The organism is Staphylococcus pseudintermedius, assembly GCF_001792775.2.
Classification (GTDB): domain Bacteria; phylum Bacillota; class Bacilli; order Staphylococcales; family Staphylococcaceae; genus Staphylococcus; species Staphylococcus pseudintermedius.
The window spans coordinates 128,759-142,606 of the sequence record NZ_MLGE02000003.1 but is presented as its reverse complement, the minus strand read 5'-3'; the positions used below and the strand labels follow the sequence as shown (position 1 = coordinate 142,606).

Here is a 13,848-nt window from a genome sequence, read left to right as displayed (position 1 = left end):
TTGGGAGGCCTTTTTATGTCAGATAACCAGGTAAAAGTAATCAAAAAAGAAACCATCGATCCGACACTCACATTAGAAGATGTAAAAAAACAACTTATAGAAAAAGGTAAAAAAGAAGGTCATCTAAGTCATGAAGAGGTAGCAGATAAATTACAAAATTTTGATATGGATTCTGATCAAATGGACGAATTTTTCGACATGATTAACGACAATGACATTCAACTTATTAATGAAAAAGACAGTTCTGATACAGATGATAAATTGAACCCCAATGATCTAAGTGCACCTCCAGGCGTTAAAATTAATGACCCTGTACGTATGTATTTAAAAGAGATCGGTCGTGTCGATTTGTTAAGTGCACAAGAAGAAATTGAGCTTGCCAAACGCATTGAACAAGGTGATGAAGTAGCGAAAGCACGGTTAGCTGAAGCGAACTTACGTCTTGTTGTCAGCATTGCTAAACGTTATGTCGGTCGTGGCATGCTATTTTTAGATTTAATTCAAGAAGGTAATATGGGCCTCATCAAAGCAGTTGAAAAATTTGATTTTAGTAAAGGTTTCAAGTTTTCTACTTATGCGACATGGTGGATTCGACAGGCGATTACACGTGCGATTGCTGACCAAGCACGTACGATTCGTATTCCAGTACACATGGTTGAAACGATTAACAAACTGATTCGTGTTCAACGTCAATTATTGCAAGATTTAGGTCGTGATCCCGCACCTGAAGAAATTGGTGAAGAAATGGATTTACCACCAGAAAAAGTTCGAGAAATTCTTAAAATTGCTCAAGAACCAGTGTCACTTGAAACACCAATTGGCGAAGAAGACGATAGCCATCTTGGAGATTTTATTGAAGACCAAGAAGCACAAAGTCCTTCTGATCATGCGGCTTACGAATTGTTAAAAGAACAGTTAGAAGATGTTCTCGATACATTAACTGACCGTGAAGAAAACGTATTACGCTTACGTTTTGGTTTAGATGATGGTCGTACACGTACACTTGAAGAAGTAGGTAAAGTGTTCGGTGTTACGCGTGAACGAATTCGTCAAATCGAAGCTAAAGCATTACGCAAATTAAGACATCCAAGTCGAAGCAAACGCTTAAAAGACTTTATGGACTAATACAATTAAAAGAGATGAAGCATAAAAATTTTTGATGCTGTTGATCATTTTTTTGTTAAACTTGTCCTCCCTATGAATTGTGGCTTTTGATTTCCTTCATGGTTTCGCGTTCCTAGTGGTCGGTCATACAATGAATTAACACTCGATTCAACTGTTACATTTGATGAGGCGTTAGTGGATTTTGGGAGTAGTACAGAAATCTCATGTGTAACAAAGATTTCGTCGCACTGACCCGCATGGCTGACTAGACTTCTTAAAAGCGAGCACCTTGAGAGGGCAGACAGCATACACGCAATCTCTAAAGCGTCTTAGCCTTTTGATCAAACTTACATCAAATGCAACAGCTTAAGACAAGTTTATAGAATGAGGACAAACAATAATATCCAATTCATCCACATTTTTTTGACTTTTTTATCATTATTAATGGATTTGAGTCCATAAAATAGATAGAGACTGGGAAAACTCAATATCCCGGTCCCTTTTTATTATGATTATCAATATGAAGGAGAAACATCATGATTCCTATTAATAAACGACTGGATAAAGTAAGCGAGTTCGTGCGAGGGGAAGTGCTTGCAGATATTGGTTCTGACCATGCATTTCTACCCATTTATTGCATTCAAAAGGGCAAGATTCAACGGGCGATTGCTGGAGAAGTCATCAAAGGCCCTTACCAATCTGCATTAACGAATGTAACGACACATGGCTATCAAGAACAGATTGATGTCCGTTTAGGCAACGGCTTAACAATATTAGAACCGACAGACCGCGCCGATACTGTAACGATTTGCGGTATGGGAGGTCCACTCATCACGCGTATTTTAACTGAAGGGATTTCATATATACCGAATCAACCGAGACTCGTCCTCCAATCCAATATTCAAAGCGAACCGATTCGCCGCTTTTTACAACAACATGGCTATCGCATTACAACAGAAACTTTGGTGAAAGAACGTGCACATATTTATGAAATTATCGTTGCAGACCCAGGAAAAATGCAATTATCTGACAGAGACTTTAAATTTGGTCCATATCTTCATCCAGAACCGAATGCATTGTTTGTAGAAAAATGGGAGCGTGAACTCGAAGCACTAGCAGATATTAAGAAGCAATTAGATCCTGATAAGCATCATCATCGTTATCATGAAATTGAAGCTCAAGAAAACGACATTAAAGAGGTGTTATCACAATGAAATTACATGAATTGTTAACAACATTAAATCAAGAAGTACCGTTTGATACTGCTGAATCTTGGGATAATGTCGGTTTACTCATCGGTGATAAACAAAGTGTAGTTAACGGCATTTTGACAGCATTAGATTGTACGTTAGATGTTGTAGAGGAAGCAATAGACCAAAATATTAACACCATTATCGCACACCATCCTCTTATTTTTAAAGGTGTGAAACACATTACAGAAGATGGTGGATACGGTTCGATTTTATATCGTCTCATTCAAAACAATATTAATTTGATAGCATTACATACGAATTTGGATGTCCATCCAAAAGGCGTCAATGCGATGCTAGCTAAAAAGTTGGGCTTAAAAAATAATGAACTATTAGATAGACAAACAACGATGTATTATAAAGTTCAAGTGTTCATTCCAAAAGAAAACGCACAGGCTTTTAAAGATACTTTAGCTGACCATGGTATGGCGACTGAGGGCAATTATGAATATTGTTTTTTCAATTCTGAAGGAGAGGGTCAATTTAAGCCAGTGGGAGAAGCGAATCCACATATTGGACAAATTGGTGATATTGAAACAGTTAATGAATTAAAAATTGAGTTTATGATTCCTGGCAGTCAAATGACATGCGTTCAAAAAATTATTGAAGCTAATCACCCATATGAAACACCTGTATACGATTTTATACCGATGAAAAAAATGAGTCAGTATGGCCTCGGCATGATAGGCGATTTACCAGAACCGCAGTCAGTTGAAAGTTTTGTTCAATCAGTGAAAAAAGTGCTCAAGATGCCAAGTGTGCGCTATATTGGTAATCGAGATACGACAATTCAACGTGTTGCAATCGTGGGCGGTGCAGGGATTGGTTTTGAAAACCTTGCACATCAACGCGGTGCAGATTTGTTTATCACAGGAGATATTAAGCATCATGAAGCGTTAGATGCTAAAATGGCTGGAATCAATCTTTTAGACATCAACCATTATAGTGAATATGTAATGAAAGAAGGCTTAGTATCACTATTGCAAGATTGGTTAGCAGATGTATCAACACAAATACCAGTGATAGCATCATCCGTGCACACTGACCCTTATGATTATATGTAGATAAGGACGTTCATTTCGGCATGATTGACTAAAAGCAATGATATGTTCAAACGCTTACCAGAAAACTTACATTCAAAAAGTTTAAACAGTAAAAAGCCTGAGATGCAACATCCCAGGCTTTTTATAATGCTCCTTTACTCAATTAAACGTGATTTATTCCATAATTTTAACCGGCTTAGCTTTTTTAATTTTAGGTAAGATTTTTTCAACCGGCACGTTAGAGGCAGTGACATGTGTTTCAGATTTCATTGGATCATAATCTTTTAAGAAATTAATTACTTCTTTAACAATTGGGGTAGGCGTAGAAGCCCCCGCCGTCACCGCTACAGTTTCTACGTCTTTTAACCAACGCAAATCAAGCTGTGATAAGTCTGCAATACGGTAAGAATTTGTATGTGCAATATCTTTTGACACTTGCGCGAGACGATTTGAATTATTACTTTTTGGATCGCCTACAACGATGAGTAAATCTGCAGCACCTGCTTGATCTGCAACTGCTTCTTGACGTACTTGTGTCGCTTGGCAAATCTCTTTATGCTGCTCGACATGAGGGAATCGTTCTTGTAAATCATCCATTAAATGTGAGACATCCCATTGCGACATGGTTGTTTGATTTGTCACGATTAAAGGGTAGTCGTTCAGTGTATCAGGCAACGCTTCCACGTCTTCTTTCGTTTCCACGAGATAAACGATATCAGGTGCGACACCAACAGCTCCCTCTGGCTCAGGATGTCCTTTTTTACCAATATAGACGACATGATAGCCCTGCGCTTTTTTATCACGAATGAGTTGATGGGTATTTTCAACATCTGGACATGTCGCGTCAATACATGTCAGTCCTTTATCTTTAGCACGTCTTTTAACTTCAGGTGATACACCATGTGCAGTGAAGATAACTGTTCCTTCATTAATCTGATCTAATATTTCTAAACGATTCGGTCCGTCTAATGTAATAATTCCGTCTGATTCAAAGGCATCTGTCACGTGCTTGTTGTGCACAATCATTCCTAATATATATATCGGACGTGGTAAGTTTGGATCAAGTGATGCATTACGTGCAATCACCATCGCATCGACCACGCCGTAACAATAACCACGTGGGGTAATTTTAATGATTTCCATTCTGTAAGCGAACCTCCTTTAATAACTCATTATACCAATTACACAGCAGTTTTAAAATTAATACACAACTAGCGATTTGTAAAGTCAAGGACATTAAAAACCAAAAACATTTACTTGTATGTTTTCATTAACCATAAATTCATTTATAATATAGAGACGAATCTTTAAGGAGGCCAAACCATGGCAAAGCATCCATTTGACCAATTTCGTTTTGATTCAACTTTAATTGAAGCAATAACGGCATTAAATTTTAAACAACCGACAGAAATACAACAACGTGTTATCCCTAAAATTATGAAGCAAGTCAATCTTATTGGTCAATCACAAACAGGGACAGGTAAATCACATGCATTTCTTTTACCATTATTCCAACAAATCGACCCAGAAATTCACGAGCCACAATCTATCATTGTAGCACCAACACGTGAACTTGCCACACAATTATATCAAGCAGCTACACAATTAAGTGAATATAAAACAGGGATTAAAGTGAGTCTGTTTATCGGTGGAACGGATTTTGAAAAAGACAAGCAAAAAACGACAGTACAACCCCAATTAATTATTGGGACACCGACACGTATTAACGATTTGGCTAAAATTGGTGCACTCCACGTTCATCTTGCACATTATTTAGTCATTGACGAGGCGGATTTAATGATTGACTTAGGTTTAATTGAGGAAGTCGATCAAATCGCTGCAAAACTTGATGATGACGCAAAAATGGCTGTGTTTAGTGCTACCATTCCCAAGTCACTACATCCATTTTTAAACAAATATTTAGAACACCCTGAATTTGTCGAAGTGAAAAGCGAGACGAAAAACAAAAAGAGTATCGAATTTTATCTCATCCCAACTAAAGGGTCTCAAAAAATCGAAAAAGCAGTTGCATTGTTTGAAATGTTGAATCCATACTTAGCGATTATCTTCTGTAACAGTAGAGATAGTGCCAATCAACTTGCCAATGAACTTCAACATCAAGGCATTCAAGTGGGTATGATTCATGGTGGCTTAACGCCTCGTGAACGTAAACAACAAATGAAACGCATTCGTAACCTTGAATTTCAATATGTGATTGCGAGTGATCTTGCTTCTCGTGGTATTGATATTGAAGGAGTCAGTCATGTCATAAACTTTGACGTTCCTAAAGATATTGATTTCTTTACGCACCGTGTTGGTCGTACAGGCAGAGGGAATTATAAAGGTGTGGCGATAACACTTTATACACCTGAAGAAGATGGTTTAATCGCGGCTATCGAAAACAAAGGCTATCTCTTTGAAAATGTCGATATTAAAGATGGCGAATTTAAGCCAATCAAAGCGCACAATACACGACAATTGCGTCAAAAACAGGATGACCATATTACTCAAAAAGTAAAGCATAAAGTAAAGCGCAATACGAAAAAGAAAGTAAAACCAGGCTATAAGAAGAAGTACAAACAAGAACTCGAACAACTGAAACGCCAAGAAAAACGTCAATTTAGTCGTATGAAAAAGCGTCAATCTCGAAAAAAATAGTTCATTAAAAAAGGATAGGATAAATATGTTAATCGGATCACATGTGTCTATGAGTGGTAAAAAAATGTTAGAAGCATCAGCAGAAGAAGCACATCGATATGGCGCTTCAACGTTTATGATTTATACAGGTGCACCTCAAAACACACGTCGTAAAGCGATAGAAGAGCTGAATATCGAAGCAGGTCATAAAGTGATGGAACGTTACAATCTTTCAAATATTGTCGTGCATGCGCCTTATATTATTAATATCGCGAATACGCAAAAGCCAGAAGTGTTTGAATTAGGTGTTAACTTTTTACAAAATGAAATTGAACGTACTGAAGCGCTTGGTGCAAAAGATATTGTGTTACATCCAGGTGCACATGTCGGCGCTGGAGCTGATGTGGGCATTAAGCGTATTATCGAAGGGTTAAATGAAGTTTTAACGAATCAAAACGATGTCAGAATCGCATTAGAAACGATGGCAGGTAAAGGCTCAGAAATCGGTAGAACTTTTGAAGAAATCGCACAAATCATTGATGGTGTAACCCATAATGAACGCTTATCTGTTTGTCTCGATACGTGTCATATTCACGACGCGGGCTATGATGTCATCAATGATTTTGATGGTGTTTTAAATGAATTCGACCGTATTATTGGTGTCGACCGTATTAAAGTTGTCCACGTTAACGATAGTAAAAATCCGATATCAGCACATAAAGACCGTCATGAAAATATCGGTTTTGGACATATCGGATTTGATGCATTAAATTACGTGGTACATCATGAACAATTTGAAAATATCCCTAAAATTCTAGAAACACCATATGTGGGTGAAGACAAGAAAAATAAAAAGCCACCGTATCGTTATGAAATTGAAGCATTCAAAAATGAAACGTTTGATCCAAATATGAAAAACAAAATTTTATCACAAGCATAATCAAATTTTTAAAACAGCTGTACCTCAAAAGGGGTATGGTTGTTTTTATTTTCACAACATCAGCTACACTTGTTTTCTCACTTTAAACCCATTCAAATTGTGGTATAATGATAAAGTCTTATCGTAAACGTTACTATTTACATTTCCGTATAGGCGCGTTATAGTTAGAAATTGAGGTGAAAAAATGTCACAACCTGTATTCGAACTCAAAAATATAGATTTCTTTTACGAACATAAAAAAGTGCTAGAAAATATTAATATTTGTATTCATCATGGCCAGTTTTTAGCTATTGTCGGTCCGAATGGGGCAGGTAAATCAACGCTCCTTAAATTAATATTAGGCATTTTACCCATTCAAAAAGGTGAGATTTATATTGATGGTGAATCTTACAATAAGAAATTAACGACTGATAAAATTAGTTATGTGTCTCAAAAAGCATCGTCCGTTACTGCAGGTTTTCCAGCAACCGTGAAAGAGGTTGTATTGAGCGGTCTTACACGTAGGAAAAAGCTGTTTAAATGGTTTAGTAAAGAAGACGATCACAAAGTGGACCAAGTATTAGAAAGGCTGAATATCTCAACATTAAAACATAAAAATATCGCACAGCTTTCTGGTGGTCAACAACAACGCGTATTAATCGCACGTGCATTAGTGTCTGATCCTGCTGTACTCGTTTTAGATGAACCGACGAATGGGATCGATGCCAAACATGTAGGTGAGTTTTATGAAACATTAAATCATCTCAAACAAGAAGGTGTGACGATTATTCTCGTGACACATGATATCGGTGTCGTTGCCGATACAGCTACTGATGTGGCTTGTTTAAATAAGCATCTTCACTTCCATGGCGCAGTCAGTGAATTTAAATCATTAGATGAAGTAGAAATATCAAAAATCTATGGTCACCCCATTAAATTTGTAGACCATAAACATGATAGGGATTGTTGTGTATGATTGATGCAATATTAAATTTTGAATTTATCAGATACTCATTTATTAGTGGGATACTCATTGGCTTGATTGCACCACTCATCGGGACATTTATCGTGGTGAGGCGTCTCTCATTGATTGCCGATGCATTGAGTCACGTCACGTTAGGCGGTATTTCATTCGGGATGTTTTTAATTACACTTTCTCCGCTATTTGCATTCGTTAATCCAATTTGGACAGGGATTCTATTTGCGATAATTGGTGCACTGCTCATTGAATATTTGAGAACTTCATATAAAAATTATCAAGAAATTGCGATACCGATTATTATGAGTACAGGTATTGGTTTAAGTGCTATTTTTATTTCGTTGGCTAAAGGGTTTAACCAAGAACTTGTCGGTTTATTGTTCGGTTCAATCAGTGCGGTATCCATTAGTGATTTAATTACTATTGTAACCATCTCTGTTTTAGTGTTAGCGTTCATTATGTTGTTTTATAAAGAGTTGTTCATCCTGTCTTTCGATACAGAATATAGCCAAGTGATTGGCATTCCGAAATGGATACAATTTTTGTTTATTGTTATTGTCGCACTTGTTATTTCTGCATCGATGCGTGTCATTGGTGTTCTGTTAGTGAGTGCACTCATTACTTTACCTGTTGCTATTGCAATGCGTTGGACAAAAGGGTTTAAACAATTTATATTAATAAGTATCATTATCGGAGAGTTTTCAGTTATTGTAGGGCTAGTTACAGCGTTTTATTTAAATATCTCACCTGGTGGAATCATCGTAGTTATTTTAGTCATCATGTTAGGTTTAACACTTTTCTATCAGTCCTTTGTTACTGGGAAGCTAAAAGGAGTGAAGCGTAATGAAAATGGAAGAAGCCATTCGTATATTGAAAAATAATGGGCATAAATATACAGATAAACGTCGAGATATGATTGAAATGTTTATCAAAGAAGATAAATATATTAATGCAAAAACAGTGCAACAACAAATGAACAACCATTATCCAGGAATTTCATTTGATACGATCTATCGTAATCTCCATCTATTTAAAATTTTGGGGATCATTGAGGGAACTGAGTTGGATGGAGAAATGAAATTCCGTGCGGCATGTACGTCACATCACCATCATCATTTTATTTGTACTGTTTGTGGTGATACGAAAGTCATTGATTTTTGTCCAATGACAGAAATTAAAGCATCATTGCCTAATGTAGAGATTGAAATGCACAAATTAGAAGTATACGGTATGTGCGAAAAATGTAAATAATAAAAAGCACTCAATGTAGCATGAAGAAACATTGAGTGCTTTTTTAATTTTAGTACAAGGACATACACAACTGTTGTTCAAAAATTTAATACATCCACGACGCGCCTGCTACAATTGTAACAGTAAAATCAAATCGTGTATTTGTAAGAGGGGGCAGCCTTTAGGAAACGTGAGGCCAGTTCAGTCAATTGCAAATCAATCAAATATAAAAGCTCCCCACAAAAGTAGGAAGCTAAATTGTCTTTCATATATTTTATGTGGGAATTGGAATTTTTAATTTTGAGCCGCTTCTTGTTTCTTGTTTTCTTCCCATTCAGCAGCCAATTTATCAATCTCCATCTTCAATTCATCAACCATTGTTTCTTCAGGAACTTTACGCACAGTTTTACCTTTCATGAAAAGTAATCCTTCACCGCGAGCACCGGCAATACCGATGTCTGCTTCACGTGCTTCACCTGGACCATTAACAGCACAGCCCAATACCGCAACTTTTAATGGAATTTGTAGTTTTTCGATGTATTCTTCAACTTCATTCGCAATTGAAATTAAGTCAATTTCAATACGTCCACATGTTGGGCATGCAATCAATGTCGCTGCGTTACTTGCAAGACCGAATGATTTTAATAATGATTTAGCCACTTTGACTTCTTCAACAGGGTCTGCTGATAAAGAAATTCGCATTGTGTTACCGATACCTAAAGATAAAATCGCACCTAAACCTGCTGAAGATTTTACTGTACCATTAAACAACGTACCACTTTCTGTAATGCCGAGATGTAATGGATATTCAAAAGCTTTTGCTGCTTTTGTATAGGCTTCAATAGCTAAGTTAACGTCACTCGCTTTCATTGAGACGATAATGTCATGGAAGTCAAGTTCTTCTAAAATTTTAATATGATGTAAAGCACTCTCTACCATACCATCTGCAGTAGGGTATCCGTATTTTTTTAGGATATGCTTTTCTAGTGAGCCTGCATTCACACCAATACGAATCGGAATACCTTTTGCTTTACATGCCTCTACTACAGCTTCTACTTTTTCACGTCTACCGATATTACCTGGATTGATACGAATTTTATCCGCACCGTTTTCAATCGCAATTAAGGCGAGTTTATAATTAAAGTGAATATCAACGACGAGTGGAATATTAATTTGTGCTTTTATATCTTTAATTGCATGTGCGTCTTCCTCATTAGGACAAGCAACACGTACAATTTGACAACCTGCTTCTTCTAATCGCTTAATTTCAGCTACTGTTGCCTCAACATCGTGAGTTTTTGTCGTTGTCATACTTTGGATAACAACTTCATCTGCACCACCAATAGTTAGATCACCAACTTTAACTGGTCGCGTATTTTTACGATGTGTTATTTCAGCCATGTTAGGAACTCCTTTATAAATAATTTTAACTTGAAAATGTACTTCTCAGAGACCATTAATCAACGTTATTACATATTATACAATATGCGTGTGTGTTTATTCAAAATAATATGTTTAAAACGACGCAAAAATTTCACGATATCGTCATTATTTTCATCGATATGATAACACATCAGTCTTTTGGAGTATTTTCAATGTGTATGTTTAAAAATCCAAGAAATGAGCTATAATATATAATGTAAGTCTTAATATGATGACGCACCAACTTCCTTTAAGCAAATTGATTGATTAAAGGTACAAAGTTGATACAATAAATATGGAATCAAATTTAGGAGGATGATTAATTATGGCTTTTGAACTACCAAAATTACCTTATTCATATGATGCATTAGAACCACACATTGATAAAGAAACTATGGAAATCCATCATAGCAAGCATCATAACACTTATGTAACAAAATTAAATGCTGCTGTTGAAGGTACTGAATTTGAAAATAAATCATTAGAAGATTTAATCGCAAACTTAGACAGCGTACCTGAAAACTTACGTACAGCAGTTCGTAATAATGGTGGCGGTCACTTAAATCACTCTATTTACTGGCAAATCTTAGCACCTAACTCAGAAGAAAAAGGTGAAGTTGTAGATAAAATTAAAGAACAATGGGGTTCTTTAGACGAATTCAAAAGCGAATTTGCAGACAAAGCAGCTGGCCGTTTCGGTTCAGGTTGGGCTTGGCTTGTTGTTAACAACGGTAAATTAGAAATCGTTACAACTGCAAACCAAGATAGTCCGTTAACTGATGGTTTAACACCAATCTTAGCGTTAGACGTATGGGAACATGCGTACTACCTTAAATTCCAAAACAAACGTCCAGACTACATTAGCACATTCTGGAACGTTGTAAACTGGGAAAAAGTTGACGAATTATACAAAGCTGCAAAATAATATTTAGCTTTTACAATTCAAATGTAAAATTAGTGTTTGAGGCTAGGCAATGTGATATTGCTTAGTCTCTTTTTGGTTTAAACGCTCACTGATCTAAATATCCCTCGTCATGTCTGTTGTGTTGAATATATAACTAGTAGAGAAAAATAGCCACATCATTCACACGATTGAACGCCATTGGATTTAAAAACATACGGTGAATTTTTTGTTTGATCCATCACAAAATATTAGCAAAAACGATGTATTTCATATATCATTTTAAAGAGAACGATGTGAATAGAGGTCGGTTGTATTGTTAAAACGATTAAAAGAAAAAACAAATGACGAGAAAATGCGTCATCATATGAACCAACGGATAAACTTTATATTTGCGATCATCATTTTTGCGTTTGTCGCGATTGTATTAAGATTAGGTTATTTACAAATCGCTCAAGGCTCACAGTATAATCAAATGATTCGTGAAAGTGAGAATGTGACTGTGAATGAATCTGTGCCAAGGGGACGTATTCTTGATAGAAATGGCAATGTGATAGTAGACAATGCATCAAAAAAATCCATTACATATACACGCGGTAAAAATACCAATCAACAAGAAATACTGAACACAGCGAAGAAGCTTTCAAAATTAATTAAAATGGATACTTCTAAAATTACCGAACGTGATAAAAAGGACTTTTGGATTCTAAAACATCCTGATAAAGCGAAAGATCTAATGAAAAAAGAGCAACAACTGTATGAAAATGGCGATATTTCTCAAGAAGACTATGACCAGCAGTTGCTTACAAAAATTTCCGAACAACAACTCGACAGTCTTTCTAAAAAGGACTTGCAAGTATTAGCAATTTATCGAGAAATGATGCAAGGGTCTACATTAAGTCCGAGAACAATTAAAAAAGATAAGGTCACTGATGAAGAGTATGCATCAGTCTCTCAAAAGTTAGCGGATTTACCAGGCATTAATACAGAAATGGACTGGGATAGAAAGTATCCGTACGGCAATACACTTCGAGGCATTTTAGGAAGTGTTTCGACACCTGAAGAAGGTTTACCGAAAGAACTGACAGACGATTATCTTTCAAAAGGCTATTCACGTAATGATCGTGTAGGTAAAAGTTACCTTGAATTACAATATGAAAATGTGCTGCGCGGTAAAAAGAAAGAGATGCGCTATACAACAGATAAATCTGGCGCAATTATTGATTCGGAAGTTGTAAATGAAGGTTCACGTGGGGACGATTTAGTGCTCACGATAGATATTAAGCTTCAACAAAAAGCTGAATCATATTTAGAATCACAAATTAAGAAATTGCGGTCTGAAGGCGCTCAAGATATGGATTCCGCAATGATGGTCGTTCAAGATCCTAATAATGGTGATATTTTAGCGATGGTCGGTAAAAAAATTGCAAAAGACGGCACCTTAACCGACTATGACATCGGGACATTTACTTCTCAATATGCAGTGGGTTCTTCAGTCAAAGGAGCGACATTACTTGCAGGTTACCAAAATGATGTCATTCACGTTGGCGATAAAATGGTGGACGAACCTTTGACATTTAAAGGTGGATTAACCAAACGTTCATATTTCAATAAAAACGGCCAAAAACTGATTGATGATAAAGAAGCGCTCATGCATTCTTCTAACGTATACATGTTTAAAACGGCCTTGAAATTAGCAGGACTCGAATATCAACCGCATATGTCATTACCAACAGATGTGACGGCACCGGGTCAAAAATTGCGCAAAGGATTAAACCAAGTTGGCCTCGGTGTCAAAACAGGGATCGACTTACCTAATGAAGTGAGTGGTCAAATTGAACGTTTAAAAGACAATCCTGGTAATTATCTAGATTTAGCAATTGGCCAATATGACACTTATTCACCGCTACAACTATCGCAATATGTATCGACAATCGCTAATAACGGTTACCGTATTCAACCACATATCGGTAAAGAAATTCATAAAGCGACAAGTGATGACGAATTGGGACCAGTTAAACATAAAATTAATGGCCACGTCCTTAACCGTGTTAATAACACACCGGATGAAATTAAAGAAGTCCAAAAAGGTTTCGACATGGCATTTAATAAGCCACAAGGTACCGGTTATGCGAGCTTTAATAAAACAAAAGTGCGTGCAGCTGGTAAAACTGGAACAGCCGAAGTATTCCAAGATGGGGAACCACGTGTTAATTCAACATATATCGGTTACGCACCAGTAGATGACCCTCAACTAGCGTTCTCTATCGTCTATACGAACCAACCTGTGCCAGAACCTTGGCTCAACGGTGGGGATTTAGGACGCGATGTTATTAATTATTATTTTGATAAATAAGTCACAC

At 36.6% G+C, this 13,848-nt stretch carries 12 protein-coding genes; 10 read left to right on the top strand and 2 right to left on the bottom strand.

The window, feature by feature from the left end; translation table 11 throughout:
• Positions 1-15 precede the first annotated feature (15 nt).
• The 3 genes from rpoD to BJK46_RS03525 all read left to right on the top strand — a co-directional run bounded on the left by rpoD (position 16) and on the right by BJK46_RS03525 (position 3,418).
• Positions 16-1,125, top strand: a complete 1,110-nt coding sequence (gene rpoD / locus BJK46_RS03535) for an RNA polymerase sigma factor RpoD (protein WP_014613795.1) — start codon at positions 16-18, stop codon at positions 1,123-1,125.
• Between the two features lie 515 nt (positions 1,126-1,640).
• Positions 1,641-2,318: a tRNA (adenine(22)-N(1))-methyltransferase gene (locus tag BJK46_RS03530; protein ID WP_014613796.1), complete on the top strand. Its 678-nt coding sequence runs from the start codon at positions 1,641-1,643 to the stop codon at positions 2,316-2,318.
• Positions 2,315-3,418: a Nif3-like dinuclear metal center hexameric protein gene (locus tag BJK46_RS03525; RefSeq protein WP_037542857.1), complete on the top strand. Its 1,104-nt coding sequence runs from the start codon at positions 2,315-2,317 to the stop codon at positions 3,416-3,418. The genes BJK46_RS03530 and BJK46_RS03525 overlap by 4 nt, the downstream gene beginning before the upstream one ends.
• A 153-nt stretch (positions 3,419-3,571) precedes the next feature.
• On the opposite strand, the gene BJK46_RS03520 is transcribed toward BJK46_RS03525, so the two are convergent.
• On the bottom strand, positions 3,572-4,540 hold the full coding sequence (locus tag BJK46_RS03520; RefSeq protein ID WP_015729241.1) for a 4-hydroxy-3-methylbut-2-enyl diphosphate reductase: 969 nt from the start codon (positions 4,538-4,540) through the stop codon (positions 3,572-3,574).
• Positions 4,541-4,720: 180 nt separating this feature from the next.
• On the opposite strand from BJK46_RS03520, the gene BJK46_RS03515 reads away from it, so the two are divergent.
• From BJK46_RS03515 to BJK46_RS03495, 5 genes are all read left to right on the top strand, one after another.
• Positions 4,721-6,055 (top strand): DEAD/DEAH box helicase, encoded by a 1,335-nt coding sequence (locus BJK46_RS03515; RefSeq protein ID WP_014613799.1) that lies wholly within the window; start codon positions 4,721-4,723, stop codon positions 6,053-6,055.
• A 25-nt stretch (positions 6,056-6,080) separates the two neighbouring features.
• Complete coding sequence (locus BJK46_RS03510; protein ID WP_020219766.1) at positions 6,081-6,974, top strand: deoxyribonuclease IV; 894 nt, start codon at positions 6,081-6,083, stop codon at positions 6,972-6,974.
• A gap of 184 nt (positions 6,975-7,158) precedes the next feature.
• Positions 7,159-7,929: a metal ABC transporter ATP-binding protein gene (locus BJK46_RS03505; RefSeq protein WP_020219767.1), complete on the top strand. Its 771-nt coding sequence runs from the start codon at positions 7,159-7,161 to the stop codon at positions 7,927-7,929.
• Positions 7,926-8,813: a metal ABC transporter permease gene (locus BJK46_RS03500; protein WP_014613802.1), complete on the top strand. Its 888-nt coding sequence runs from the start codon at positions 7,926-7,928 to the stop codon at positions 8,811-8,813. The genes BJK46_RS03505 and BJK46_RS03500 overlap by 4 nt, the downstream gene beginning before the upstream one ends.
• Positions 8,776-9,183, top strand: coding sequence for a Fur family transcriptional regulator (locus BJK46_RS03495; protein WP_014613803.1), 408 nt, complete (start codon positions 8,776-8,778; stop codon positions 9,181-9,183). The genes BJK46_RS03500 and BJK46_RS03495 overlap by 38 nt, the downstream gene beginning before the upstream one ends.
• Before the next feature lie 273 nt (positions 9,184-9,456).
• Here the strand turns inward: BJK46_RS03495 and ispG are convergent, their stop codons facing one another.
• The gene (gene ispG, locus BJK46_RS03490; protein WP_020219631.1) at positions 9,457-10,563 is read right to left on the bottom strand and encodes a flavodoxin-dependent (E)-4-hydroxy-3-methylbut-2-enyl-diphosphate synthase; all 1,107 of its coding nucleotides are present in this window, start codon (positions 10,561-10,563) and stop codon (positions 9,457-9,459) included.
• 346 nt (positions 10,564-10,909) lie between these two features.
• Between ispG and BJK46_RS03485 the strand changes: the two genes are divergently transcribed.
• Together BJK46_RS03485 and BJK46_RS03480 are read left to right on the top strand one after the other, a co-directional pair.
• A complete protein-coding gene (locus BJK46_RS03485) occupies positions 10,910-11,509 on the top strand; it encodes a superoxide dismutase (protein WP_014613806.1) in 600 nt (199 codons plus the stop codon).
• Positions 11,510-11,801: 292 nt separating this feature from the next.
• Entirely contained in the window at positions 11,802-13,841 is a 2,040-nt protein-coding gene (locus tag BJK46_RS03480; RefSeq protein ID WP_063278771.1) for a peptidoglycan D,D-transpeptidase FtsI family protein, read from the top strand.
• Positions 13,842-13,848 lie beyond the last annotated feature (7 nt).

Bases quoted from the DNA above. Each gene is read 5' to 3' on its own strand.
- rpoD (WP_014613795.1), top strand. From the start codon at position 16: ATGTCAGATAACCAGGTAAAAGTAATCAAAAAAGAAACCATCGATCCG.
- BJK46_RS03505 (WP_020219767.1), top strand. From the start codon at position 7,159: ATGTCACAACCTGTATTCGAACTCAAAAATATAGATTTCTTTTACGAA.
- BJK46_RS03520 (WP_015729241.1), bottom strand. From the start codon at position 4,540: ATGGAAATCATTAAAATTACCCCACGTGGTTATTGTTACGGCGTGGTC.
- BJK46_RS03530 (WP_014613796.1), top strand. From the start codon at position 1,641: ATGATTCCTATTAATAAACGACTGGATAAAGTAAGCGAGTTCGTGCGA.
- BJK46_RS03495 (WP_014613803.1), top strand. From the start codon at position 8,776: ATGAAAATGGAAGAAGCCATTCGTATATTGAAAAATAATGGGCATAAA.
- BJK46_RS03485 (WP_014613806.1), top strand. From the start codon at position 10,910: ATGGCTTTTGAACTACCAAAATTACCTTATTCATATGATGCATTAGAA.
- BJK46_RS03510 (WP_020219766.1), top strand. From the start codon at position 6,081: ATGTTAATCGGATCACATGTGTCTATGAGTGGTAAAAAAATGTTAGAA.
- BJK46_RS03525 (WP_037542857.1), top strand. From the start codon at position 2,315: ATGAAATTACATGAATTGTTAACAACATTAAATCAAGAAGTACCGTTT.
- ispG (WP_020219631.1), bottom strand. From the start codon at position 10,563: ATGGCTGAAATAACACATCGTAAAAATACGCGACCAGTTAAAGTTGGT.
- BJK46_RS03515 (WP_014613799.1), top strand. From the start codon at position 4,721: ATGGCAAAGCATCCATTTGACCAATTTCGTTTTGATTCAACTTTAATT.
- BJK46_RS03500 (WP_014613802.1), top strand. From the start codon at position 7,926: ATGATTGATGCAATATTAAATTTTGAATTTATCAGATACTCATTTATT.